The sequence below is a fragment of the Hydrogenophaga electricum genome (assembly GCF_030160815.1).
In the GTDB taxonomy this organism is placed as follows: domain Bacteria; phylum Pseudomonadota; class Gammaproteobacteria; order Burkholderiales; family Burkholderiaceae_C; genus Hydrogenophaga; species Hydrogenophaga electricum.
The window spans coordinates 96,241-119,429 of the sequence record NZ_BSPB01000006.1 but is presented as its reverse complement, the minus strand read 5'-3'; the positions used below and the strand labels follow the sequence as shown (position 1 = coordinate 119,429).

At 66.0% G+C, this 23,189-nt stretch carries 22 protein-coding genes; 1 reads left to right on the top strand and 21 read right to left on the bottom strand.

The genetic code is table 11. From position 1 onward, the window contains the following. Window positions 1–4 precede the first annotated feature (4 nt). The 5 genes from QQK43_RS06255 to QQK43_RS06235 all read right to left on the bottom strand — a co-directional run bounded on the left by QQK43_RS06255 (window position 5) and on the right by QQK43_RS06235 (window position 4,342). Entirely contained in the window at window positions 5–883 is an 879-nt protein-coding gene (locus tag QQK43_RS06255) for a class III extradiol dioxygenase subunit beta (protein ID WP_284307106.1), read from the bottom strand. 2 nt (window positions 884–885) lie between these two features. Beyond that, entirely contained in the window at window positions 886–1,323 is a 438-nt protein-coding gene (ligA, locus tag QQK43_RS06250) for a protocatechuate 4,5-dioxygenase subunit alpha (RefSeq protein ID WP_234263487.1), read from the bottom strand. A gap of 89 nt (window positions 1,324–1,412) precedes the next feature. Then, window positions 1,413–2,348 carry an amidohydrolase family protein gene (locus QQK43_RS06245; RefSeq protein WP_284307105.1) on the bottom strand — a complete coding sequence of 312 codons (936 nt, stop codon included), beginning with the start codon at window positions 2,346–2,348 and terminating at the stop codon, window positions 1,413–1,415. Window positions 2,349–2,478: 130 nt separating this feature from the next. Then, window positions 2,479–3,162 (bottom strand): 4-carboxy-4-hydroxy-2-oxoadipate aldolase/oxaloacetate decarboxylase, encoded by a 684-nt coding sequence (ligK, locus tag QQK43_RS06240; protein ID WP_284307104.1) that lies wholly within the window; start codon window positions 3,160–3,162, stop codon window positions 2,479–2,481. Between the two features lie 133 nt (window positions 3,163–3,295). Beyond that, window positions 3,296–4,342: an amidohydrolase family protein gene (locus QQK43_RS06235; RefSeq protein ID WP_284307103.1), complete on the bottom strand. Its 1,047-nt coding sequence runs from the start codon at window positions 4,340–4,342 to the stop codon at window positions 3,296–3,298. 131 nt (window positions 4,343–4,473) lie between these two features. Here QQK43_RS06235 and QQK43_RS06230 point away from each other — a divergent pair, with 131 nt between their 5' ends. Beyond that, window positions 4,474–5,382: a LysR substrate-binding domain-containing protein gene (locus tag QQK43_RS06230; RefSeq protein ID WP_234263491.1), complete on the top strand. Its 909-nt coding sequence runs from the start codon at window positions 4,474–4,476 to the stop codon at window positions 5,380–5,382. A gap of 7 nt (window positions 5,383–5,389) precedes the next feature. On the opposite strand, the gene QQK43_RS06225 is transcribed toward QQK43_RS06230, so the two are convergent. The 16 genes from QQK43_RS06225 to QQK43_RS06150 all read right to left on the bottom strand — a co-directional run bounded on the left by QQK43_RS06225 (window position 5,390) and on the right by QQK43_RS06150 (window position 23,020). Further along, complete coding sequence (locus tag QQK43_RS06225; protein ID WP_234263492.1) at window positions 5,390–6,349, bottom strand: AEC family transporter; 960 nt, start codon at window positions 6,347–6,349, stop codon at window positions 5,390–5,392. Window positions 6,350–6,363: 14 nt separating this feature from the next. Continuing rightward, the gene (locus QQK43_RS06220) at window positions 6,364–7,269 is read right to left on the bottom strand and encodes an NAD(P)-dependent oxidoreductase (RefSeq protein ID WP_284307102.1); all 906 of its coding nucleotides are present in this window, start codon (window positions 7,267–7,269) and stop codon (window positions 6,364–6,366) included. Between the two features lie 77 nt (window positions 7,270–7,346). Next, the gene (locus QQK43_RS06215) at window positions 7,347–8,333 is read right to left on the bottom strand and encodes a Bug family tripartite tricarboxylate transporter substrate binding protein (RefSeq protein WP_234263495.1); all 987 of its coding nucleotides are present in this window, start codon (window positions 8,331–8,333) and stop codon (window positions 7,347–7,349) included. Between the two features lie 99 nt (window positions 8,334–8,432). Then, window positions 8,433–9,749 carry a TRAP transporter large permease gene (locus QQK43_RS06210; protein WP_284307101.1) on the bottom strand — a complete coding sequence of 439 codons (1,317 nt, stop codon included), beginning with the start codon at window positions 9,747–9,749 and terminating at the stop codon, window positions 8,433–8,435. A 37-nt stretch (window positions 9,750–9,786) separates the two neighbouring features. Then, entirely contained in the window at window positions 9,787–10,308 is a 522-nt protein-coding gene (locus QQK43_RS06205) for a TRAP transporter small permease (RefSeq protein ID WP_284307100.1), read from the bottom strand. Window positions 10,309–10,564: 256 nt separating this feature from the next. Further along, the gene (locus tag QQK43_RS06200; protein ID WP_284307099.1) at window positions 10,565–11,593 is read right to left on the bottom strand and encodes a TRAP transporter substrate-binding protein; all 1,029 of its coding nucleotides are present in this window, start codon (window positions 11,591–11,593) and stop codon (window positions 10,565–10,567) included. Between the two features lie 218 nt (window positions 11,594–11,811). Next, entirely contained in the window at window positions 11,812–12,843 is a 1,032-nt protein-coding gene (locus tag QQK43_RS06195) for a TRAP transporter substrate-binding protein (protein ID WP_234263499.1), read from the bottom strand. A 180-nt stretch (window positions 12,844–13,023) separates the two neighbouring features. Continuing rightward, the gene (locus tag QQK43_RS06190) at window positions 13,024–14,055 is read right to left on the bottom strand and encodes a TRAP transporter substrate-binding protein (protein ID WP_234263500.1); all 1,032 of its coding nucleotides are present in this window, start codon (window positions 14,053–14,055) and stop codon (window positions 13,024–13,026) included. Between the two features lie 414 nt (window positions 14,056–14,469). Then, window positions 14,470–14,931 carry a bacteriohemerythrin gene (locus QQK43_RS06185; protein WP_234263501.1) on the bottom strand — a complete coding sequence of 154 codons (462 nt, stop codon included), beginning with the start codon at window positions 14,929–14,931 and terminating at the stop codon, window positions 14,470–14,472. Then, a complete protein-coding gene (locus tag QQK43_RS06180; RefSeq protein ID WP_284307098.1) occupies window positions 14,928–16,061 on the bottom strand; it encodes a CaiB/BaiF CoA transferase family protein in 1,134 nt (377 codons plus the stop codon). The genes QQK43_RS06185 and QQK43_RS06180 overlap by 4 nt, the downstream gene beginning before the upstream one ends. Further along, window positions 16,058–17,785: an FAD-dependent oxidoreductase gene (locus QQK43_RS06175; protein WP_284307097.1), complete on the bottom strand. Its 1,728-nt coding sequence runs from the start codon at window positions 17,783–17,785 to the stop codon at window positions 16,058–16,060. The genes QQK43_RS06180 and QQK43_RS06175 overlap by 4 nt, the downstream gene beginning before the upstream one ends. 2 nt (window positions 17,786–17,787) lie before the next feature. After that, the gene (locus tag QQK43_RS06170; protein ID WP_284307096.1) at window positions 17,788–18,249 is read right to left on the bottom strand and encodes a Zn-ribbon domain-containing OB-fold protein; all 462 of its coding nucleotides are present in this window, start codon (window positions 18,247–18,249) and stop codon (window positions 17,788–17,790) included. Then, complete coding sequence (locus QQK43_RS06165; protein ID WP_284307095.1) at window positions 18,246–19,427, bottom strand: thiolase C-terminal domain-containing protein; 1,182 nt, start codon at window positions 19,425–19,427, stop codon at window positions 18,246–18,248. Before QQK43_RS06165 ends, QQK43_RS06170 begins: the two co-directional genes overlap by 4 nt. Beyond that, window positions 19,424–20,701: a CaiB/BaiF CoA transferase family protein gene (locus QQK43_RS06160; protein WP_284307094.1), complete on the bottom strand. Its 1,278-nt coding sequence runs from the start codon at window positions 20,699–20,701 to the stop codon at window positions 19,424–19,426. The genes QQK43_RS06165 and QQK43_RS06160 overlap by 4 nt, the downstream gene beginning before the upstream one ends. A gap of 35 nt (window positions 20,702–20,736) precedes the next feature. Further along, on the bottom strand, window positions 20,737–21,705 hold the full coding sequence (locus QQK43_RS06155) for a Bug family tripartite tricarboxylate transporter substrate binding protein (RefSeq protein WP_284307093.1): 969 nt from the start codon (window positions 21,703–21,705) through the stop codon (window positions 20,737–20,739). Between the two features lie 49 nt (window positions 21,706–21,754). Further along, a complete protein-coding gene (locus QQK43_RS06150; RefSeq protein ID WP_284307092.1) occupies window positions 21,755–23,020 on the bottom strand; it encodes a Rieske 2Fe-2S domain-containing protein in 1,266 nt (421 codons plus the stop codon). Between the last annotated feature and the right edge of the window lie 169 nt (window positions 23,021–23,189).

Here is a 23,189-nt window from a genome sequence, read left to right as displayed (position 1 = left end):
CGGGTTACGTGTTCTCAAGAATGGCGTGGCCCACAGCCGTGTTGGACGCGGGCACATGGTAGAAGCGGTGCTTGACCGTGGGCAGCGGGCCGACAACCTTGCCGTCGACCACATCAGACATGGCGCCGCGCGCGATCAGCCACATCACGAGTTCGATGCCTTCGCTGCCGGCTTCGCGCACGTAGTCGATGTGCGGCACGTTGGCGCAGGCCACCGGATCGTTGATCATCAGGTCCAGCCAGTGGTTGTCCCACTCGCGATTGATCAGGCCAGCGCGCGCGCCCTGCAGCTGGTGGCTCATGCCACCGGTGCCCCAGATGTGCACGTTCAGGTCTTCGTCGAAGCTCTCGACCGCCTTGCGGATCGCCTGGCCGAGCATGAAGCAGCGCTTGCCCGAGGGCACCGGGTACTGCACCACGTTGACCGCGAACGGGATCACCGGGCAGGGCCAGGCGTCCTTCTTCGGGTCCAGCTCGCCGCACATCAGCGACAACGGCACGGTCAGGCCGTGGTCCACGTCCATCTTGTTGACGATGGTGAGGTCGAAGTCCTGCTGGATCACGCTCTGCGCGATGTGCGAGGCCAGGTCGGGGTGCCCGATGACCTTGGGCACCGGGCGCGGTCCCCAGCCTTCGTCGGCCGGCGTGAACTCGGCCGCCGTGCCGATGGCGAAGGTCGGGATCATCTCCAGGCTGAAGGCCGTGGCGTGGTCGTTGTAGACGAGGAAGACGACGTCGGGCTTGTTGTCCTTCATCCACTGCTTGGAGTACTCGTACCCCGCGAACAGCGGCTTCCAGTAGTCTTCCTGGGTCTTGCCCAGGTCCATGGCCGCGCCGATGGCGGGCACGTGGGAGGTGAAGACGGATGCGGTGATTTTTGCCATGGTCAAGCCTTCTTTCCGGCAGCGCCCTGCGGCTGGCGGTGCGCCTGCGCGTCACCGTCCTCGCCGATGTGGCGGTTGCCCTCGGCGCTGCGGCCGCCGTTGATCATCATGTCGCGGTATTCCTGCTCGGTCATGCCGGTCATGGAGCCCGCCATCTGCTGAAAGCTCTTGCCGTCGGTGGCACCGATCTTGGCCAGGAAGTAGATGTTGCCGCCGGTGCGCATGCACCAGTTGAGGTCGCGCGCCAGCACGGCCTGCTTCTGTTCTTCGGTCATCGGCCACTGGTCTAGGTAGGCGCGCTCATCGGCCTTGAACTTCTCGCGGTTCTCGGCCTTCATCAGGCTCATGCAGAACTGGTTGAGCCAGTAGCCTTTGCGGCTCTGCTCGGCATCAAAGATGATGGTGCCGGGCACGTCCTGGTAGGGTTTGTCGAGTGCCATGGGTTTCCTTTACGGTGACGGTCATTCCCACGAAAGCGGGAATCCAGACGGGGACGAATGGATGCCCGCTTTCGCGGGCATGACGAAACTTACGCGGACTCTTCAGGCCAGTAGAGACGCATCGGGTTGTCCACCAGCAGCTTGTGCTGCAGTTCGGCCGTCGGTGCGATCTGCGGGATGAAGTCCACCAGCAGGCCGTCGTCGGGCATGTGGTCCTTGAGGTTCGGGTGCGGCCAGTCGGTGCCCCAGAGCACGCGATCCGGAAATTCTTCGACCACCTTGCGCGCGAACGGCACCACGTCCTGGTAGGCGGCCTGCTCGCCGTTGAGGGCCTTGGGACCGGTGACGGACAGGCGTTCCGGGCAGCTGACCTTGCTCCAGACGTTCGGATGCTCGCGCATGAACTTCAGGAACAGCTGAAACTCCGGCCCGTCGATGGGCTTGCTCACGTCGGGGCGTCCCATGTGGTCGACCACCACCGTGGTCGGCAGGCTGGTGAAGAAGTCCCACAGCTCGGGCAGATCCACCGCCTCGAAGTAGATCACCACGTGCCAGCCGAGCTTGGCGATGCGACCGGCGATCTCCATCAGCTCGTCCTTGGGCGTGAAGTCGACCAGGCGCTTGACGAAGTTGAAGCGCACGCCGCGCACGCCGGCGGCATGCAGGGCCTGCAGCTCTTCGTCGGTCACCGAGCGCTTGACGGTGGCCACGCCACGCGCCTTGCCGCCGCTGGAGAGGCACGCGTCGACCATCGCGCGGTTGTCGGCACCGTGGCAGGTGGCCTGCACCACCACGTTGCGCGCAAAACCCAGGTGGTCGCGCAGCGCGTACAGCTCGTGCTTGCTGGCGTCACAGGGCGTGTACTTGCGCTCGGGGGCGTAGGGGAATTCGGCCCCCGGGCCGAACACGTGGCAGTGCGCGTCGACGGCGCCTGCGGGCAGCTTGAACGAGGGCTTGGTCGGACCGGTGTACCAGTCGAGCCAGCCGGCGGTTTTGGTGAAGTCACCGGAAGTCGGTTTGCTCATGCGTGTTCCTTGAATGCTTCTGACACCAGAGAGGCGGCGATGGTGGGGTGCGGCGGGGCGATTTGCTGGCCGAAGGACTGATGAGCCCCGCCGCATCACGCCGTCGCCGCCGGAACCAGCCGGAGAAAAATCAGTCGATGTAGCGCAGGCCAGCCGCAGCCAGCGGCTCGCGCATCTTGTACATGTCCAGGCCCAGCACGCCCGAAGCCAGCTTCTCGCGCTTCTCGCCTTCGAAGCTCTCGCGCTTCTGGGCCGCAGCGAGCGTCTCGACCGCCCGGGCGGCGGGCACGCAGACCACGCCGTCGTCGTCGGCCACGATCACGTCCCCCGGCGTCACATAGGCGCCAGCGCAGACGATGGGAATGTTCACCGAGCCCAGCGTCGCCTTGATCGTGCCCTTGGACGAGATGTAGCGGCTCCAGACCGGAAAGTTCATCTCCTTGAGCGTCTTCACGTCGCGCACACCGGCTTCGATGATCAGCGCCCGCGCACCACGCGCCTGGAAACTGGTGGCCAGCAAGTCGCCGAAATAGCCATCGCTGCATTCGGCCGTGACCGTGGCGACGACGATGTCTCCCGACTGGATCTGCTCGGCCGCCACGTGCATCATCCAGTTGTCGCCCGGTTGCAGCAGCACCGTGACGGCGGTGCCCGACACCTGCACACCGGTCTGGATCGGCCGCATGTAGGGCTTCATCAGGCCAACGCGGCCCATGGCTTCATGCACCGTGGCAGAACCGAGCGCGGCCAGCGCGTCGGCGGTCGCGCGGTCGGCGCGCTGGATGTGGCGGTAAACGACACCGAGTTCGTACATGTTTGTATCTCCTTGACTGAGCGGCCTGCGGTGCGCGTGCGTTTTGCTTCGTGTCCCCCGCCCGCTTCGCGGACTCCTCCTTGACCTACGCAAAACGCACGCGCACCGCATGCCTTGTGGGTGTGCCTACAAATTACCTGCCTTGGGATTTCAGGCGGGCGTCCAGGCGCGGGAACACGCGGCGCACGTTGCCTTCGTACACCTGGTAGCGCTGGGCGTCACTCAGATTGCCGGTGGCCTGCACGTAGCGCTTGGTGTCGTCGTAGTAGCTGCCGGTCTCCGGGTCGATGCCACGCACGGCGCCGATCATTTCGGAGGCGAAAAGGATGTTGTCGACCGGGATCACCTTGGTCAGCAGGTCGATGCCCGGCTGGTGGTACACGCAGGTGTCGAAGAAGATGTTCTTGAGCAGGTGTTCACTCAACAACGGCTTCTTCATCTCCTGCGCCAGACCGCGGTAACGGCCCCAGTGGTAGGGCGCGGCGCCACCGCCGTGGGGGATGATGAAGCGCAGCGTCGGGAAGTCCTTGAACAGGTCGCCCTGGATGAGCTGCATGATGGCCGTGGTGTCGGCGTTGATGTAGTGCGCGCCTGTGGTGTGAAAGCACGCATTGCAGCTGGTGCTCACGTGGATCATGGCCGGCACGTCGTACTCGACCATCTTTTCATAGATGGGGTACCAGTGGCGGTCGGTCAGCGGCGGGCTGGTCCAGTGGCCGCCCGAAGGATCGGGGTTGAGGTTGATGCCGACGTTGCCGTATTCCTTGATGCATTTCTCCATCTCGGGAATGCAGGTGGCGGGGTCGACGCCCGGGCTCTGCGGCAGCATGGCCACCGGCACGAAATTGTCGGGGAACAGCTGGCTCACGCGGTAGCACAGCTCGTTGCAGATGGCGGCCCAGGTGCTGGACACGTTGAAATCGCCGATGTGGTGGGCCATGAAGCTGGCGCGCGGCGAGAACAGGGTGATGTCGGAGCCGCGCTCCTTCATGAGCCGCAACTGGTTGGCCTCGATGGACTCGCGCAGTTCGTCGTCGCTGATCTTCAGGTCGCTGACCTTGGGCATGGCGGCCGGGTCCTTGATCCCGGCAATCTGCTGGTTGCGCCAGTTTTCCAGCGCCTTGGGGGCCGTCGTGTAGTGGCCGTGGCAATCGATGATCAGGGGTTGTGACTGACTCATGGTGGCTCCTCTTGAAGCCTCGGATTGTGGCCGGCACGACCCAAGGAACCAACCGTGTTCACCCGCTATCAGCTAGAACAGATATTTATATCTATGATGCAGTTATTCGCGAGCAGCCTGAGGCGGTGGTCATGGACCTGAAACAACTCGAATACTTCGTCCGCGTGGCCGAGTTGGGCAGCTTCACCCGGGCGGCGGTGGCCCTGAACGTGGCCCAGCCCGCTTTGTCGCGCCAGATCCGGCTGCTGGAAGTGGAGCTGCGGCAGAACCTGCTGCTGCGCAACGGCCGCGGCGCCACCCCCACCGACGCCGGCAAGCTGCTGCTGGCCCACGGACGCGGCATCCTGCACCAGGTCGAACGCGCCAAGGAAGAACTCGGCCGCGTGCGCGGTGCACTCGCAGGCCATGTGGCCATCGGCCTGCCCCCGAGCCTGGCGCGGGTGCTCACCGTGCCGCTGACCCGCCTGTTCCGCGAACAGCTGCCCGAAGCCAGCCTGTCCATCACCGAAGGCCTGTCGGCCACCATGCAGGAATGGCTGATCACCGGGCGGCTGGATCTGGCCGTTCTCTACAACGCCCAGCCCGTGCCCGAAATCGAGATTGCGCCGTTGCTGGACGAGGAAATCTGGCTGGTGCAGCCGCGCCCGCCCGGCCTGGCCGAGGACCCGCCGCCGCCGCCGCTGCCGCTGGCCGAGGTGGCCCGCCTGCCGCTGGTGATTCCCAGCCGACCGAACGCGCTGCGCATGCACGTCGAAACCGAGATGGCGGCCATCGGCTGCCGCCCTCAGGTGAGCCTGGAAATCGACGGCGTCTCGGCCATACTGGATCTGGTGGCCGAGGGCATGGGCGCAGCGCTGCTGTCGGCCAACGCCGTGGCCAGTTCGATCCGGCCTTCGGCCTACCGGCTGCGCCGCATCGATCCGCCGCTGCGCACCCGCCTGAGCCTGGCCACCAGTTCACAACGGCCGGCCACGCTGACGCAGGAAGCGGCACAGCGCCTGATCCATGAAGCCCTGGCCCGCCTGGGCCAGGCCGCCTAGAACCGGCTCAGCCCAGCCAGCCGCTGCCGTGCTGCAGCAGCCACAACAATCCACTGAGCGAGAAGAAGGCGGCCAGCGTCGTGACCAGCAGCGCCGCCGAAGCCAGCCCGGCGTGGCCGTGGCGCTGCGCCAGGATGGCGTAGATGCCAAACATCGGCAGCGCGCAGGTCAGCACCAAGGCCTGGCGCAGCGCGGGGTCCGCCACCGGCACCACCCACCACAGCAGGCCCAGCATCAGCAGCGGGTGCAGCACCAGCTTGCCCAGGGCAATCCCGACGATCTGACCGCCCGTGCCGGATGGCGCCTTGAGCCCCACCAGGCTGCCGCCGATGACGAACAGCGACAGCGCGCCACTGGCCTGGGCGAACAGGGTGACGGTGCGCGACAGCGCCGAAGGCAGTGCCAACCCTGCGAGCGAAACGAGTGTGCCCGCCACGATGGCGATGATCATCGGATTGCGCAGCACCCCCTTGAGCGCCTGCGCCACCGAACGGCGCCAGTCGCCCTGGCCATCACCATCCAGATCCGTCAGCGCCAGCAGCAAGGGAATGATCAGCAGGTTTTCGACCACCATGTTCAGCGCCAGGCTCACGCCCGCCGTGGAGGCGCCGAGGGTCAGCAGCGCCACCGGGTAGCCGACGAAACCGCTGTTCGGGCATGTCATGCCCATGGCCACCGTGCCGGCGAGGCTCATGCTGCTGCGCTGCCCGAAACGCATCCAGACGAACCCGATGGTCAGCACCGCCAGGTTGGCCAGCGTGTAGGCCAGCAGGTAGGGGCCGTTGAAGATTTCGGCCACGGTGCGCTGGGACAGCGCATTGAACAGCAGCGCCGGCAGCGCCAGGTTGATCACGAACTTGCCGAACACCCGCATGTCGGCAGGCGCAAACAGGCCGGCACGGGTGGTCGCGTAGCCCGCCAGGATGCACAGGTAGATCGGGCCGGTGATGGCCAGGATATCGAGCATGATCGGTCAGCCCCTCAGTCGGCCGACCCTGCCGGGCGCGCCGCCAGCAGGGCATCGGCGTAGGCCTGCCAGGGCGGGTTCGGGCCCAGGTCGGCGAAGTGCCCGGCCTGGGCTTGTCCGGCCATCCAGTCGTGTTTGTCCGCAATGGCCGATGCCATGAACGGCTCGAAGCCCGCTTCGCGCACGGTGTTGGCCGCTTCGCGCATCTCCTCGGCACGCCGACGGCCGTGCTGCGCCACCCGACTGAAGAAGTAGGCGCCCTGCTTCGTCCAGTCGATGCCGGGAAAGGTCTCCTGCAGCGTGGCGATCATGGCGTCTTCGACCCCGTACTGGCGGGCGGCGGTGTAGCTCTCGATGACCAGCGCCTCCAGGCCTTTGATCATCACGCTGCGGCACATCTTGGTGGCCGACGCCACGCCCAGGCGCTCGCTGGCCACCTGTGCATCCATGCCCAACCGGGCCAGCACCGGTTGCAAGCCCGGTGCGTGCGCCCCACCCAGCAACATGGGCACGCGGATGCCATAAGGCGGTACCGAGGTCATGACCCCGGCCTCCACATAGCGCCCACCCGCCGCATCGATGAGGGCGGCCGCCTGTTGCTTGGTGCCCGGCGATGCAGAGTTCAGGTCCAGGAAGTGGCAGCCGGGACGGATGTGCGGCGCCACCGCCTGCGCGACGGCCAGCGTGCTCGACGCCGTGACGGCCGAAATCAGCAGATCCGCCTGCGCGCACAACTCGGCCACACCGCCACAAGCGTGCACGCCGGCCGACGCAGCGTGCACCAGCGCTTCACCGGACGACGCGGGCTCGGCGAACTTGAGGTCCCAGGCCCCGGTCCAGGCCACCGCGTCGCGCAGGCCGGCCGAGAACACGCGCCCGACCTCGCCATAGCCGATCAGGCCCAGGCGCAGACTGTCCATGGTCAAACTCCCCAAAGTGCTGTGCACCGGCCGGACGCGGGATGGCGCCTGGCCGGTGGTAGGTGGTCAGTCGGGTGTCACTGCTTCGGAATGCCCGAGCGCTCGATGACCGCACCCCAGCGACGGATGTCGGCGGCCAGCAGTTCGGCGGCCTGCTCCGGCGTGCCGCCGGCCGGGTCGATATTGAGGTTGCGCAGCTTCTGCTGCACCTCGGGATTGGCCAGCGCGGCGTTGATGTCCTTGTTGAGGCGCTCGATCACGGCACGTGGCGTTTTCGCCGGTGCGGCAAAGGCGTTCCACGACGAGGCGACAAACCCCTTGACGCCCTGCTCTTCGGCCGTCGGCACATCGGGCAGCGCGGTCGAACGCTTCTTGCCCGTGACCGCCAGCGCGCGGAACGCCCCCGACTTGATGTGGGTGAGCGCGGGCGCGAGGATTTCGACCCCGGCGTCGACCTGCTTGCCGCGCAGCGCGCCGATGAGCGCGGGCGTGCCGTTGAAGGGCACCACCTGCACGTTCATGTCGGCGCTGGACTTGAACAGCTCGGCCGCCAGGTGCTGGGTGCTGCCGATGTTGATGCTGCCGAGATTCAGTTTGTCCGGGTGCGCCTTGGCATAGCCCACCAGTTCGCCCAGGGTCTTGAAAGGCGACTCGGCCGGCACCAGGACCGCGATGTCGAAGGTGCCCAGGATCGCGACCGGGGTGAAGTCGCGCACCGTGTCGTACGGCAGGGTCTTGAACAGGCCCGCCGTCACGGCCGTGCCGTTGGACATGAGGAACAGGGTGTGGCCATCGGGCTCGGCGCGCGCGACCGTCTCGGCAGCCACCACGCCACCGGCGCCCGGCCGGTTGTCGATGGTGACCGGCTGGCCCAGCGACTTGCTCAGTTCGGCCGCGACGATGCGCGCCGTCAGGTCACCCACGCCGCCAGCGCCGAACGGCACCACCACCCGCAGAGGTTTGGTCGGAAAGGCCTGGGCCCAGGTGGCCGGCGCGACGAGCACGCCCGGCAGCACCAGGGCGGCTGCCAGCAGTTGGCGACGAACGGAACGGAAGGAAGTCATGCTTTGTCTCCTGTGGAAAGGCTGCTGGCCATGTTGCGGGGCCACGAAAAAGGCCCGCGATCTTTCGCGGGCCTGCTGTCTGTCATGCGCGCAGGCCCATCACAGGCGCAGCACGAACAAGGTGATCGACGGGAAGAGCACCAGGATTGCCGTGCGCACCATGTCGCTGACCACGAAGGGCATGACGGCCCGGTAGGTGTGGGTGATGGGGACGTCCTTGGCCATGGAGTTGATCACGAACAGGTTCATCCCCACCGGTGGCGTGATGAGCCCGACCTCCACCACAATGAGCACCAGGATGCCGAACCAGATCGCCAGCTCTTCCGGCGGCAGGCCGAAATCGAGGTGGGAGATGATCGGGTAGAACACCGGAATGGTCAGCAGGATCATGGACAGGGAGTCCATGAAGCAGCCCAGGATGATGTAGAGCACCAGAATCGCCACCAGCACCAGCAACGGGCTCAGCCCCCAGCCGGCCACCGTGGTGGCCGCTTCCTGCGGCAGCTGGGACAGCGCCAGGAAGGTGTTGTAGACACCGGCCCCCAGCACGATCATGTAGATCATCCCGGAAGCGATCGCGGTGCCAATCACCGCCCCGAGCAGGGTCTTGCGGTTCAGGCCGCCACCCGCCCAGGCCGCAATGCCGGTGCTGAAAGCGCCGATGGCCGCGCCTTCGGTCGGCGTGAAGATGCCGGTGTAAATACCGCCGACCACCACCAGGAAGATGACGATCACGGGCCAGGTGCGGACCGTGGCGGCGATGCGCTCTTTCATCGGCAGCGGCTTCATCGACCCCATTTCTTCGGGCTTCCACCGCGCATAAATGGCAATCACGATCATGTAGCCAATCGCCGCCAGGATGCCGGGCACGAAGGCGGCCAGGAACAGCTTGGCGATGTTCTGCTCGGTCAGGATGGCGTAGATCACCAACACCACCGACGGCGGAATCAGAATGCCCAGCGTCCCCCCGGCCGCCAGGCAGGCGGTGGAGATGCCCCCGGCATAGCCGGCGCGCTTGAGTTCGGGCAGGGCCACCTGCCCCATCGTGGCCGCCGTGGCCAGCGAGGAACCGCAGATCGCGCCAAAGCCGGCACAGGCGCCCACGGCCGCCATGGCCACGCCACCTTTGCGGTGACCGATCCAGGCTTCCGCGGCCTTGAACAGCGCCTGCGACAAGCCGCCCAGTGCGGCAAACTGCCCCATCAACAGGAACAGCGGGATGACCGACAGGTTGTAGTTGGCGAAGGTGGTGAACGTGACCTGCTTGAACTGATTCAGCAGCGGGTCGATGCTGCCGTAGACCATCCACGCGCCGCCCACGCCGCACAGCAGCATGGACAGACCGATCGGTACGCGGATGAAGATCAGCAGCAGCATGATCGGGAAAGACCACAGGGCCATCTCGATGGTGCTCATGTCTCGGATTCCTTAGGTTTCTTGTTGTGGTTGTGGATCAATGAGCCACCTGGCTCTCGGAATCCCAGCCCTTGGGCTCGGAGGCCAGGCCCAGCTGCACCAGCGTCTTGGCCAGGTAGCAGAGACAGCCGATCACGGCGCCAACCATGCACAGGGCATAGGCCCACCAGATCGGCATCTGCAGGATGAACGTGGTTTCCAGGTATTCTTTCTTCTCCAGCATGCCGTCCCAGAGCTTCCAGGTCAGCACCAGCCAGATCGCGAGCATCAGCAGATCGCTGACGATCACCACCGAGCGCTGCGCCCACTTGGGCATGTGCATGTAGAGTAGATCCACCGTGGCGTGCCCACCGCGCAGATAGCACAGGGGCAGGAAAAAAAAGACCGCCACACCGACCCCGACTTCCACCAGTTCGAAATCGCCCGGCACGGGCCCGAGGCCCAGCCCGATCAGGGCCCGTCCCGCCACGCTGGCCACCACCATCAGGGTCAGCACCAGCAGCACCACGCCGCCCGCAATCGCGGTCCAGCTCGCAAGTCGATATATCCAGCCAATCATCCTCGGGTCCTTTGTCATGTGGCAGGTGAGCCTGCCTGCTTTGCATTGTCTCTCAACGGGGCACTGACAGGCTTAAGGAACAGGGCCGGTCAGAATTTCATATGCATGAACGAGTTTACCAATGGAGAATACTCACCTCCACCGCAAAAACCCCAATAGTTTTGGTTCATAACCAATTGCAGGCACCCTGGCGATGCGACGCCGGCGGAACAGACGATGGCCTGCACGCGGTGCAGGCCATCGGTTCGGGGTGCGATCAGGCGTGCTGGGCGATCGCGGCACGCGCCTCGGCCACCAGCTTGGCACCATCGATGCCCTTGGCCTTGACTTCCTTGATCCAGTCGGATTCCACCGCCGAAGCGGTCCGGCGCCAGCGCTGCGTTTCGGCCGCATCAAGCGCCACGATGCGGTTGCCGGCCTTCGTGGCCAGTTCCAGGCCGATCTTGTCGCCCTCGTCCATGGCTTTGCCAAAGAGCGCGGCCGCTTCGATGCCGGCGTTGGCGTCGATGACCTTCTTCAGATCATCGGGCAGCTTTTCGTAGGAACCGCGGTTCATCACGAAGGCAAAGGTCTGCGTGAACAGGCCGTCCTTGCCGGCAAAGCTGGTGTGGTTCTTGACCAGCTCGGTGATCTTGATGGAGGGCGCCACTTCCCAGGGAATGGTGGCACCGTCGATCACCCCCTTGGACAGGGCTTCGGTCACGGCCGGCACGGGCAGACCAACCGGCGTCGCGCCGAGTTTGACCAGCATGTTGTTGATGATGCGCGAGCCCCCGCGGATCTTCATGCCGCGCAGGCTTTCCAGACCGGCAATCGGCTGCTTGGTGTGGAACAGGCCGGGGCCGTGCGTGTGCGCGGCCAGCATCTTGACGCTGCGGAACTCGTCGGCAGCGTTCTTTTCGATGTAGGCGTGGAAGGCCCGGGAAGACGACTCCGCACCCCCGCACATGAAGGGCAACTCGAACACTTCGGCCTTGTTGAAACGGCCCGGGGTGTAGCCGAGCACGGTCCACGCCAGATCCACCACACCGTCCTTGGCCTGGTCGAACAGCTGCGGCGGCGTGCCGCCCATCTGCATGGCGTGGAAAAGCTGGATCTTGAGACGGCCACCCGACTCGGCTTCCACCTTGCGCGCCCAGGGCACGAGGGCACGCGAAGGAATCGGCGCCTGCGGCGGCAGGAACTGGTGCAGGCGCAGCGTGACCGTCTGCTGGGCAGCGACGGTACCCGATGCCACGGAAGCGGCGGTAGCGCCCAGCGTCAGCAGGGCGTGGCGACGGTTCATGGAAGGCATGTTCTGGAACTCCAATGGAAAAACGGGCAGACTGTGCCCGCCCAGCCCCCGACTGCCCAGTGCCCGCCGACACTTTCAGCTATAACAATTGAGCATAAAACAACGCCTCCGATGCGCTGCATCAGGCCCGGCGCCCGGGCCAGCGTGGCTGCCGGGCAGCGAACGTGGGCGGCGAGACCCCACCCATCTCATGTCACCGACGCGACAGATCAACCCGACTGCTGGGCGATGAGTGCCCGCGCCTCGGCCACGAGCTTGGCGCCGTCCAGCCCCTTGCCACGGACTTCGTTGATCCAGTCGGTCTCCACCGTGGCAGCGGTGCGACGCCAGCGCTGGGTCTCGGCCACATCCAGCGCCACGATCTGGTTACCGGCCTTGACCGCCAGTTCGCGCCCGACGCGGTCCCCGTCGTCCATCGCCTTGCCGAACAGCGCTGCGGCAGCGACACCCGAATGGGCGTCGATGACCTTTTTCAGGTCGGCAGGCAGGCGCTCGTAAGCAGCGCGGTTCATCGAGAAGGCAAAGGTCTGCGTGTACAGCCCTTCCTTGCCCGCGAAGGTGGTGTGGTTCTTCACCAGTTCGGTGACCTTCAGCGACGGTGTGACCTCCCAAGGAATCGTCGTTCCGTCGATCACGCCCTTGGACAGCGCTTCGGTCACCGCAGGCACCGGCATGCCCACCGGCGTCGCGCCCAGCTTGGTCAGCATGTTGTTGATGATGCGCGAGCCACCCCGAATCTTCATGCCGCGCAGGCTCTCCAGACCGGTCACCGGCTGCTTGGTGTGGAACAGCCCCGGACCGTGGGTGTGCACACAGATCAGCTTGACGTCCTTGAATTCGTCGGGCGCAAACTTCTCCACATACATCTGCAGGGCCTTGGACGACTGCTCGGCCGAACCGCTCATGAACGGCAGCTCAAACACCTCGGTCTTCGGAAAGCGGCCCGGCGTGTAGCCCAGCACCGTCCAGGTCAGGTCGACCACCCCGTCCTTGGCCTGATCGAACAGTTGCGGCGGTGCGCCCCCCAGCTGCATCGCATGAAACAGCTGGATCTTGAGCCGGCCGCCGGACTCGGCCTCCACTTTCTGGGCCCAGGGCACGATGGCCCGCGCAGGAATGGTCGCCTGCGGGGGCAGCATCTGGTGCAACCGCAAGGTGGTGCCAGCCTGGGCCATCGCGCCGGCAGGCAGTGCACCAGCGGCCCAGGCGCCCAGCGCACCCAGGGCGGTCCGTCGTTTCATCACCGTCATCTCTGTCTCCTTGAAGAATACCGGGCAGAGGACCCACGCTCTGCCAGGGCAGCCTGCACTGTAAACACCCTGACGGACTTGCGCTCGCCCGCAAGGGGGGCGCTCAGGGTAATCCATAGGCAACAAAAAGCCGCCCGCAGGCGGCTCTCTGTCACCCGGTGGACAGGCGCCTTATTTGGCGTACTTGTCCATGAGTGCGCGGGCTTCCGAAGCGAGCTTGGCGCCGTCGATGCCCTTGCCCTTGACTTCGTTGATCCAGTCGGACTCGACCGACGAAGCGGTGCGCTTCCAGCGCTGGACTTCGGCCACGTCGAGTTCGGTGATCTTGTTGCCGCCCTTGATCGCAAGGTCACGCCCCACCTTGTCGCCCTCGTCCATGGCCTTGCCGAAATCGGCCGCCAGGCTCATGCCCGAGTTGTTGTCGATGACCTTCTTCAGATCGGCCGGCAGCTTGCTGTAAGCCGCCTTGTTCATCGACAACGCAAAGGTCGTCACGTACAGGCCATTGCCGCCGGCGAACGTGGTGTGGTTCTTGACCAGCTCGTTCACCTTCAGGGACGGCCCCACTTCCCAGGGGATCGTGGTGCCATCGAGCACGCCCTTGGACAGGGCTTCGGTCACAGCCGGCACGGGCATGCCCACGGGCGTGGCACCCAGCTTGACCAGCATGTTGTTCACGATGCGCGTTCCGCCCCGGATCTTCATGCCACGCAGGCTTTCCAGGCCGGTGATCGGCTGCTTGGTGTGGAACAGCCCGGGCCCGTGGGTGTGCACGGTCAACAGGTGCACATCCTTGAATTCATCCTGTGCGTAGGCCTGCACATAGGCCCAGAGCGCCTTGGAAGAGGCTTCGGAAGACAGGCCGGTGATGAAGGGCAGCTCGAACACCTCGGTCTTCATGAACCGCCCCGGTGTGTAGCCCAGCACCGTCCAGGTGATGTCGGCGACGCCATCGCGTGCCTGGTCGAACAGTTGCGGCGGCGTTCCCCCCAGCTGCATGGCGCTGAACATCTGGATCTTGATGCGGCCGTTCGATTCGGCTTCGATCTTCTTGATCCAGGGGGTGATGGCCTTGGCCGGAATGGTGGCTTGCGGCGGCAGGAACTGGTGCAAACGCAGGGTCACTTCCTGCGCCCAGCCACTCACGCACGCGGTGGCCGTCAAGGCAAGAACGCCAAGCTGGCGCTTCATGTTGGCAATCACTGAAATCTCCTGAAACGTTGCTGAGGGATCCTGCGGCCGTGCCCGGATGGCAGAGCCTTGCAGATCAGTATTTAGTTATTCTCTATAACAATCAAACAAAGTTGACCAGTGTTTACCCTGAGTTTCGACACACCGCGACCCGGACACACCTGCCCCCAACCAGGCACCGCTGCAGGGGGTGGCGCTACGTTTTCTCACAGGGAAGCCGTGTGGGCGCACTGTCGGTAGCGCGCAGGGCAGCCTGCCTCAGAACAACTCAGAACAAGAACGATCTGCCACAGCCCAAAGTCCCCGCAGACCAACGCCCGCGGCGGTAGGCGCTCTGCCCCATTCGTGCGCAGGAACGCCCGGACAGGCAAAAGCCTCCCGCGCGGCCAGGGCGACCCGAGTTGCGCGGGAGGAGGGATGGGTGGGTTACCCGAGCGCCGCGCGGCGCTTGAGCACAACAGGCTTGCCGCCAAGCCGATGCCGGCTCACCCAATGCGCCAGCGCGGAGTCGAGGTGCTGGGTGTGCGCCGGAAACCAGGCCCCCAGCTCCCGCGCCAGCGCGCGCACCAGCGGCCGGTTGCCGTCTGCCAGCCGCTGTCGAACCTCCAGCACCGAGCTCATGACGGCCGCGTGTTCATCCAGATGGCATTGCCGGGGCGGAAAGTCGGTGCGGCGCATCATCTCGGCCTCGGCCTCGAAATGCGCCGTCAGGTGGGCGATGAAACGATCGAACACCGTGGCCAACTGTGCGTCTTCAGCCGCCAGCAGTTGCCCCAGCAGCGTCGCACATTCCTGATGGCAGGCGTCCATGCCGTCATGGCCGAGCAACCAGTCGTCGGTCCATTGCAGGGCGGGCGCCAGGCCAGCGGTTTCGGCCAGTGCGCTCATGCGGTATGCCCTCCCGCCGAAACGCTGGCACCCCACGCCGCCAGCACCGCCGCCATGGCGGTGGCTTCGGTCGGTGCGGCCCCCTGCACCCGGGAGGCCGTGCGCGAAAAGCGGGGCGCCGGTGCCGGCTGACGCACGCCGTCAATGTCGATCACCGCCTGCCGGGCCCTCTGGTGGGGATGCGCCTGTGCCTCGGACAACGACAGCACCGGCGTGACGCACGCATCCGTGTGTTCAAACCTGGTGGTCCATTCGTCGCGTGTGCGCTGCCGAAACGCCGCTTCCATCGCGGATCGCATGGCGGGCCAGCGGGCACGGTCGTTCTGGGCGTCTTTGAAGCCGTCGTCGAGGCCCAGGCCCTCCACCAGCAAGGCAAAAAAAGGCGGTTCGATCGGCCCCACGCACACATGGCGTGCATCCGCAGTCTCGTACACCCCGTAAAAGGGCGCCCCGCCGTCCAACAGGTTGCTGCCCCTCGCCTCGGTAAACTGCCCCCGGGCCGAGGCGGCGAAGAACTGCGTCATCAGCGACAGGGTACCGTCGGTGATGGCCGCATCCACCACCTGTCCCACGCCGGAGCGCTGGCGCTCCAGCAAGGCGGCCAGCACGCCCACCACCAGGTACAGGCTGCCACCACCATAGTCACCGACCAGGTTGAGCGGCGGGACGGGCGCGCCGCCCCGGGGACCGATGGCATGCAGGGCACCACTCAGTCCGATGTAGTTGATGTCGTGCCCGGCACGCTGCGACAGGGGGCCGTCCTGCCCCCACCCGGTCATGCGCGCATAGACCAGCCCGGGATGGGTGTCCTGGAAAACCTCGGGTCCCAGGCCCAGGCGCTCCATCACGCCCGGACGAAAGCCCTCCACCAGCACGTCGGCGCTCTGCACCAGGGAAAAGACCTGCTCGCGCTGGATCGCCTCCTTCAGGTCGGCCTGCACCACGCGGCGTCCACGGCCCGCAATGTGGCGCGGGCCGGCCAGCCGCTGGCCCGGACGGTCCACCGTCACCACGTCGGCGCCCATGTCCGACAGCAGCATGCAGGCAAAAGGTGCGGGCCCGAGACCGGCAAACTCCACCACACGCACCCCCTGCAAAGGGCCTCCTGCCGCTTGACGGGTTTCTTTCATGAGTGAGTTCTTTCTGTGTCCGCACCCGTTTCGGTGGCGGTTGGCCGGCTCGCCGCAGCGTGTGTCGCCGCGCGATAGCCGAAGGTGATCGCGGGCCCCAGCGTGATCCCCGGCCCCGGATAGGTGCCACGCATCACGGAAGCCATGTCGTTGCCCACCGCATACAGGCCTGCGATGGGTTGTTCTTCCGCGTTCAGCACCCGCCCATGCGCGTCGCACGACAGGCCGGTGCTGCTGGCGGCATCGGCCTGCCAGATCGCCAGGGCGCAGAACGGTCCGTCCTGGATGGGGGCCAGGCAGGGGTTGGGGCCATGTGCTGCGTCGCCGTTGAAGCGGTTCAGCACGGACCTGCCTTTGCCCCAGTCGGTATCGGTGCCGTTGCGAGCCAGCGCGTTGAACCGCTCCACAGTCGCGCGCAGCGTGGCGGCCGGGATGCCCATCTGCGCGGCCAGCCCGTCCAGCGTCTCGGCAGACAGCAGGTACCCCTGCTCGCGGTAGCGTCTCAGCCGGCGGGTGCCCGGCGGAATGACGCCCAGCCCATAGCGCTGCACGAACCGCGCGTCGCACACAAGGTGGGCCGGGGCACCGGGACCTGGCGGTTGGCGCCACAGCGCTTCGGCGAAGTGGTGGTAGGAATCCGCCTCGTTGGTGAAGCGATCCCCGGCCCGGTTGACGGCAATGAGACCCGGTTTGGCGCGGTCGAGATACAGGTGCGGAAAGAGGCGATGGCCGCCATCGGCGGTCGGCACCCGCGAAACCGGCTGCCAGAAGTAACCCCCTTCGTGCGCATCGATGTGGGCCCCGAGGGATGCGGCGCTGCGCACCCCTTCTCCCAGGTTGGCAGGCGCCACAAGGGAAGGCGAAACGCCCGCTTCGCTCGGGCCGAACTGGCGGCGCCAGGCTTCGTCACGTCCAAGCCCCCCACAGGCCAGCACCACCCCGCAACGGGCCGTCAGCGACAGCGGCCCCTCATCGGTCAGCAACTCCACGCCCACCACGCGCCCCTCGACCTGACGCAGCACCTGCATCCGGCTGCGATAGAGCACCGGGACACCGGCCTCCTGCAGGCTGGCCAGGAACCGTGCCACCAGCGCATTGCCCATCACCAGCCGCGTGCCCCGGGAATGTGTCAGGCGGTCGACTGCATGGCGGGTCACGAGTTTGGCGACATGCAGAAAATGCCGCCAGTGCCGGTACCGACCGATGAGGGCCTGCACATCGGCCTTGCCCACCATCATGCCGCCCAGCACCATGAAGTCGGGCAACGGCGGGCGCACCCGGCGAAAGTCATCACCGAGCAGGCGGCCGTCATAAGGCACCGCCGCCACGGCCCGCCCTTCGGTGGCGGCCCCCTCGCTGATCAGGTAGTCGGGATGCAAACCGGCCGCAGCGAAGCGCACCTGTGTGTGCCGCGCCAGAAAATCCACCGCGTCCGCGGCGCTCTCCAGAAAGGCCGCCCGCAGCCCCCGCGGATCGTGCGCCCCGATCACGGCATCCAGATAGGTGCGCGCCCGAGCCACCGAGTCTGCCGTCCCCAGCGCCTGGGACGCCCGGTTGCCCGGCACCCACAGCGTGCCGGCGGAAAACGCCGTCGTGCCGCCGGCGAAATCGGAGGCCTCGCACAACAGGACATCCAGCCCCCGGTGCGCGGCACACAGGGCGGTGGCCATGCCACCCGCCCCCGCGCCCACCACGATCAGGTCGTAGGCCGACTTGCTCGCCATGGTCAGGCCGCTTTCCAGTGCAACAGGCTGTAGGCGGGGGACGCCTGCCGATGGTGTTCGTAAACCCCCTCGACCTGCGCGCCGATCACCACCTCCTGCAAGGGATCGCCCAGCAGATTGCCCACCATGCGCACATGGCCGACATGGGGCAGCTCCACCAGCACCGCCAGATAGGGACCGTGGTCACGAAGCGCGGTGTGCGCCGGGTGCCACACCCGCTCCCAGCTGTAGATGCGCCCCTTTGGCGGCACCTCGTTCCAGCCCAGGTCGAAGCTGTGGCAACGGTGACACAACCATTCAGGCCCATGCTGCCAGGTACCGCAATGCGTGCAACGCTGCACCAAAAGACGTTCTTCGGTCAGACCCTGCCAGAACGGTGCCGACAGGCCGTCCGGCTCCGCGACCGGAATGGGCAAACCTTCGGGCAGGTAGAAAGGGGACGGGGTTTCAGCTTGCGGATTCACAACACACTCTCCTGGCCCAGCAGCAGGCTGCTGACCGGTGACACCATGGGACCGCCGATCACCAGCGCCACCTGGTTGCGCACGGCCTGGCTCGTCGACGTTCCCCGGACTTGGCGCACGGCTTCCAGCACGAGCTCAAAACCGTGCATGTAGCACTCCGCCAGGTTGCCGCCACTGGTGTTCAGCGGCAAGCGGCCATGAGGGGCCAGCAGGTTGTCGAGTTGCAGCACCTCGTTGGCCTCCTCCGCCCCGAAAAGCCCATGCTCGATCAGGGCCATGAGCACGCCCCCTGTGAAGTTCTCGTAGCTCTGCACCACGCCGACTTCCGACGGCGCAACCTGGGCCATCGCAAACAGGTCGGGCGCGACGGTCTTGAAACTGGCGCTCGCGTAGTCCGGTGCGTTGTGGGGGTGCGCACCAGCCCGGTAGCCGGACCCGGATGCGGCGCCGAGCAGATAGGCGGGCGTCTGCCGCGCATCCCTCGCCCGCTCAGCCGGCACCATCACCACCGCGGCGGCCCCGTCGTTTTCCATGCAGCAGTCGTACAGATGCAAGGGTTCGACGATCCAGCGGGATTCGTCATAGGTCTTCGTGTCCAGCGGGCGGCCGTGCATCACCGCGCGCGGGTTGGCCTGCGCATGGTGGTAGGACGCCATGGCAATGGCACGCAGCGCCGACTGCCCGATGCCATGATCGTGCATGAAGCGGCGAATGCGCATGGCAAAACGTTGCGGGGGAGCCAGCACCCCGTAGGGCATCAGGTAGGCACGCTCCCCCGATATCTGCTCGATGCCGGTCGTGCGACCGAACCGACCGTATTGCCCCTGGGCCAGCGAACGGAAGGCCACCACACATTCGGCCATGCCCGACTCGATCGCGGCCGCACCGTTGGCCACGGCGGCACAGCAGCCCCCACCGCCACCGCCCCACTGCATCGTGGCCGACCGCAGCCGCCTGATCCCCAGGGCCGCCGCCAGCCGGGTGGCATCGCTGCGGTCGTCGCTGAACGAAGCAAACCCGTCGATGTCCCTGGGATGGATACCCGCGTCTTCGCAGGCGGCCAGAATCGCCTTCACCGCCAGCTTGAATTCGGCATCGGGTGAGCGGCCATGCTTGTAGTACGCCGTCTCGCCGATACCGACGATCGCCACCCGCCCCCGCAAACTCCGAGGGCTCATGCTGCGGCCACCGGATGCTGGGGACCGAAAGCACCTTCGGCGGCCAGCGCCTCGATGTCGTCCGCGCTTCGGCCCAGCAACGCGGCCAGCACCTCGTGCGTGTGCTGACCCACCCGGGGCGCGGCCTGCGGGTCGGCCAGAGGCGTACCGCTGTACCGGATCGGCGAGGCCACGTTGGGCAGCCAGCCTTGATCGGGATGGGGAATGCGGGTGACCAGTTCGCGCTCACGCGCCTCGGGCGATCGAATCGCCTCGCCCACGGTCCGGACCTCGCCGCAGGGCACGCCCGCACTGCGCATCCGCTGTTGCCAGTACACCCAGGGCTGCTGTTCAAAGGCCGCCTGCAAGCGTTCGAACAGCTCGTCCCGGCAAGCCGTGCGGCCTTTGCCGGAGGCGAACCGGGGATCGGCCGCCACCTCGGGCTGCCCCACGACCTGCGCCATCAGGCGCTGGAAGATCTTGTTGTTGCCGCAGTTGATGTAGAACGAGCGGTCCTGCGCCCTGAACACCCCCGAGGGGCAGGTGTCGGGGCTCGTGTTGCCATGCCGCTGCGGTTCGGCACCGCTGAACAGGTGCTGCAAGGTGGCGTACCCGGTCATCAGCACCGCGGTGTCAAACAGCGCCACCTCGATGGCCTGTCCTTCGCCCGTGTGCGTCCGGGCGTACAACGCGCCCAGTATCGCGTTGGCGGCCATCATGGCGGTGCTGATGTCCATCACCGGCGAGAGCGCCCGGACACCTTCGCGGTCGGCATAACCGTTCATGGACACGAAACCACTTTCGGCCTGCGCCACCGGGTCGAAGCCCAGCCGGTCCTTGAAAGCGCCGGTCCGGCCATACGCCGAGACGGAGCAGTAGATCAGCCGGGGATTGAGGCGCCGGCACGCCTCGTAGTCCAGGCCGAACCGATCCATCACTCCGGTCGAGAAATTCTCGACCACGATGTCGGCACTGGCCACCAGCTCACGGGCAATCCGCAGACCCGCCTCGCTCTTGAGGTCGAGCGCAATGCTGCGCTTGTTGCGGTTGCTCCAGACGAAGGGCGCACCGGCCTCCAGCGCAGGCGCCACCGGCGGGTACTGCCGAAAATCGTCCCCTTTGCCCGGTGCCTCGATTTTGATGACGTCCGCCCCCATGTCGCCCAGGATCATGGTCGCGAAGGGGCCGGCGATGAAGTGGGTGAAATCGACAATCCGGACTCCTTCCAGCGCCTTGGGGCGGTTGGCGGGACGGGGCTGGTGCGGGGGCAGGTCTGCTTCAATGCCAGGATTCATGGTTGGCTGCGCGGGATGGTTGCCGAAAGAAGCGGTCACAGTTCGATCTTGTGTTTGACGACGATAGGTCGCCACTGCTCGAGTTCTGCGCGGATGATCTGCGTCAGCTCCTGGGGCGTGCTGCCCTTGGGCTCGACGTGCCGGCTCACAAAGAACTGGCGGACATCGGGCCGGCTGAGCGCCTGCGCCACCGCCGCATTCAGCCGCGCCACGATGGCATCGGGGGTGCCCTTGGGGGCCAGAAGCCCGAACCATGCACTGGTCTGGAAGCCCGGCACGTCCTTCGCAACCGTGGGCAAGCCCTCCACCACGGGTGTCGGCTGCGCCGTTCCCACGGCCAGGTACTTCACGCGCCCGGTGGCCAGCATCGCACCACCGTCAAGCCCGGTGACAAACGCAGCCTGGATCTCGCCACCCAGAAAGGCGGTGAGCATGGGGGCGCCGCCCTTGTAGGGAATGTGCTGCAACTGCACACCGGCCAGTTCGTTGAAGTACTCGCCGGTGAGGTGCGACAGCGACCCCGGGCCCACCGAGCCATAGTTGAACTTGCCGGGATTGGCGCGTGCCAGCGCCAGGAACTCTTTGACGTTGTTGGCCGGGGAGTTCGAGGGCACAGCCAGCATCATCGGGGTGATGGCCACTGTGGAAATCGGTTTCAGATCGTTCAGAACGTCGTACGGCAGCTTGCGCATCAGCGACCCCACGGCATTCGGTCCGGTGTTGCCGAACACCAGGGTGTAGCCATCCGGCTCCGCGCGCACCACCGCTTCGGTACCGATGGCGCCACCGGCGCCGGCGCGGTTGTCGATGATCACCGGCTGGCCCAGGATCTCGCTCAACGGCTGCTGGATCACGCGCGCCATCTGATCGGTCGAACCCCCAGCGGCATACGGCACAACGACCTTGATGGGCCGCGCGGGATAGGTCTGCGCCAGTGCAGAAGCGGTCAGGCCCAGAACCCCGGCCGCGAGCAGCCAGGTACGAACGAGGGTTTTCTTGATCATGGTTGTCTCCTTTTGTGTGGTGAAGATGGCGGCTGAGGGCCGCCATCGCTCAGGGGGCGTAGCCGAAATCCTTGCCGACTTCGGCCTTCATGTGCTCAGCCCCTTCCTGGGTCCAGTCCGCGCCCGCCGGAATCGTCAGCGACACCGCGCGCAGCATGAACAGATCGGGATTGATGGACGACGGCGGGCGAGTGCCTTCGTGAAGCAACTTCCGGCTCGCATCGAGCAGCATCCGGCGCGTGCGTGCAATGCCGGTGTCGCTCAGGCCGAGGTGCTCTTTCGAACGGTCGTAGATGGTGGCAACGCCCGACTGGCATGCAGCATCCTGAACCCACAGCCCGGGCAGGCCCGAGTTGTATTTGTCGACCTGCAACTGGTAGCTGAACTGGTAGGCATTCCCGCGGTTGAACACGCTCCAGTAGGTGTGATAAGGATCCATGGGCGAACGCTTTTCGAACGATGCCTCCGAGGCATGCCCGGTTTCGCGCCCGCCATAGCCCTCCCGGAACACCTTCCGCGTCTTCTCGTAAAACGGCTGTGCCGGGGTGTACGAGAACATCAGACACAGCGTGTGATGGTCGTCGATCGGCACCCACGCATGCCCCGACAGGTCGGGGTATTGGGCCTGGGGCGGCACGAACGTCCAGAACGGCAGCAGGAACTGGTTGACACGCACATAGTTCTTGTCGTCCCCCACCTTGCGGCGGGCACCGATGCTCAGACCTGCGGCGTGTTGCACGCATTCGAAACTGGGCGCCAAATCCTGCGCCTGCTTCCATTGATTGATCGTGCCACCCACGTCCACGCGGCCGTGCAGGATGGCGGCATGGGCTGAATCGATCTCGCCCTCAAGCGCCTGCAACCAGTTGCACTCCTGCACGCGCATCGTCAGGGCCACCTGGTTTTCCGGCACCAGATTCCACTCGATGTTGGGCAAGGGTGGCAGGTTTTCGGTGTCGCCGCCCATGTACGTCCAGAGCACACCATTGCGCTCCTGCACCGGATAGGCCTTGATCTTCACGCGCGCCAGCATCGGCGAGTTGGCGGGCTCTGCGGGCATCTCGGTGCAGGCACCGGTCACATCGAACTTCCATCCGTGATAGACGCACCGGATGCCGTCCTGCTCGTTGCGCGCAAAGGCCATCGGCGATCCGCGGTGCGGGCACGCATGGTCCACCAGGCCGACCCGCCCGCTGCTGTCGCGGTACGCAACAAGGTCCTCGCCCAGCAGGCGCACACGGTACGGCTGGCCGTCTTCGGCGACGTCACGGGACAACAGGAAGGGGATCCAGAACTGGCGCATCAACTGCCCCATTTCCGTACCAGGCCCCACCCGTGTGATTCGCTGGTTGTCTTCTTGGCTCAGCATTTTCTCTCCTATAATGGTTCAACCATTGAGTTAATGTACCCGATTTCACCCCTCAGGACCTAGTGGTTTCCACGAATGCGCGAGCAACGTGCTCAGGCTTTCCCGGACACCCCCA

Excerpts from the sequence above, each read along its gene's own strand:
- QQK43_RS06255 (WP_284307106.1), bottom strand. The coding sequence starts at position 883 with ATGGCAAAAATCACCGCATCCGTCTTCACCTCCCACGTGCCCGCCATC.
- ligA (WP_234263487.1), bottom strand. The coding sequence starts at position 1,323 with ATGGCACTCGACAAACCCTACCAGGACGTGCCCGGCACCATCATCTTT.
- QQK43_RS06245 (WP_284307105.1), bottom strand. The coding sequence starts at position 2,348 with ATGAGCAAACCGACTTCCGGTGACTTCACCAAAACCGCCGGCTGGCTC.
- ligK (WP_284307104.1), bottom strand. The coding sequence starts at position 3,162 with ATGTACGAACTCGGTGTCGTTTACCGCCACATCCAGCGCGCCGACCGC.
- QQK43_RS06235 (WP_284307103.1), bottom strand. The coding sequence starts at position 4,342 with ATGAGTCAGTCACAACCCCTGATCATCGATTGCCACGGCCACTACACG.
- QQK43_RS06230 (WP_234263491.1), top strand. The coding sequence starts at position 4,474 with ATGGACCTGAAACAACTCGAATACTTCGTCCGCGTGGCCGAGTTGGGC.
- QQK43_RS06225 (WP_234263492.1), bottom strand. The coding sequence starts at position 6,349 with ATGCTCGATATCCTGGCCATCACCGGCCCGATCTACCTGTGCATCCTG.
- QQK43_RS06220 (WP_284307102.1), bottom strand. The coding sequence starts at position 7,269 with ATGGACAGTCTGCGCCTGGGCCTGATCGGCTATGGCGAGGTCGGGCGC.
- QQK43_RS06215 (WP_234263495.1), bottom strand. The coding sequence starts at position 8,333 with ATGACTTCCTTCCGTTCCGTTCGTCGCCAACTGCTGGCAGCCGCCCTG.
- QQK43_RS06210 (WP_284307101.1), bottom strand. The coding sequence starts at position 9,749 with ATGAGCACCATCGAGATGGCCCTGTGGTCTTTCCCGATCATGCTGCTG.
- QQK43_RS06205 (WP_284307100.1), bottom strand. The coding sequence starts at position 10,308 with ATGATTGGCTGGATATATCGACTTGCGAGCTGGACCGCGATTGCGGGC.
- QQK43_RS06200 (WP_284307099.1), bottom strand. The coding sequence starts at position 11,593 with ATGAACCGTCGCCACGCCCTGCTGACGCTGGGCGCTACCGCCGCTTCC.
- QQK43_RS06195 (WP_234263499.1), bottom strand. The coding sequence starts at position 12,843 with ATGAAACGACGGACCGCCCTGGGTGCGCTGGGCGCCTGGGCCGCTGGT.
- QQK43_RS06185 (WP_234263501.1), bottom strand. The coding sequence starts at position 14,931 with ATGAGCGCACTGGCCGAAACCGCTGGCCTGGCGCCCGCCCTGCAATGG.
- QQK43_RS06180 (WP_284307098.1), bottom strand. The coding sequence starts at position 16,061 with ATGAAAGAAACCCGTCAAGCGGCAGGAGGCCCTTTGCAGGGGGTGCGT.
- QQK43_RS06175 (WP_284307097.1), bottom strand. The coding sequence starts at position 17,785 with ATGGCGAGCAAGTCGGCCTACGACCTGATCGTGGTGGGCGCGGGGGCG.
- QQK43_RS06165 (WP_284307095.1), bottom strand. The coding sequence starts at position 19,427 with ATGAGCCCTCGGAGTTTGCGGGGGCGGGTGGCGATCGTCGGTATCGGC.
- QQK43_RS06160 (WP_284307094.1), bottom strand. The coding sequence starts at position 20,701 with ATGAATCCTGGCATTGAAGCAGACCTGCCCCCGCACCAGCCCCGTCCC.
- QQK43_RS06155 (WP_284307093.1), bottom strand. The coding sequence starts at position 21,705 with ATGATCAAGAAAACCCTCGTTCGTACCTGGCTGCTCGCGGCCGGGGTT.
- QQK43_RS06150 (WP_284307092.1), bottom strand. The coding sequence starts at position 23,020 with ATGGGGCAGTTGATGCGCCAGTTCTGGATCCCCTTCCTGTTGTCCCGT.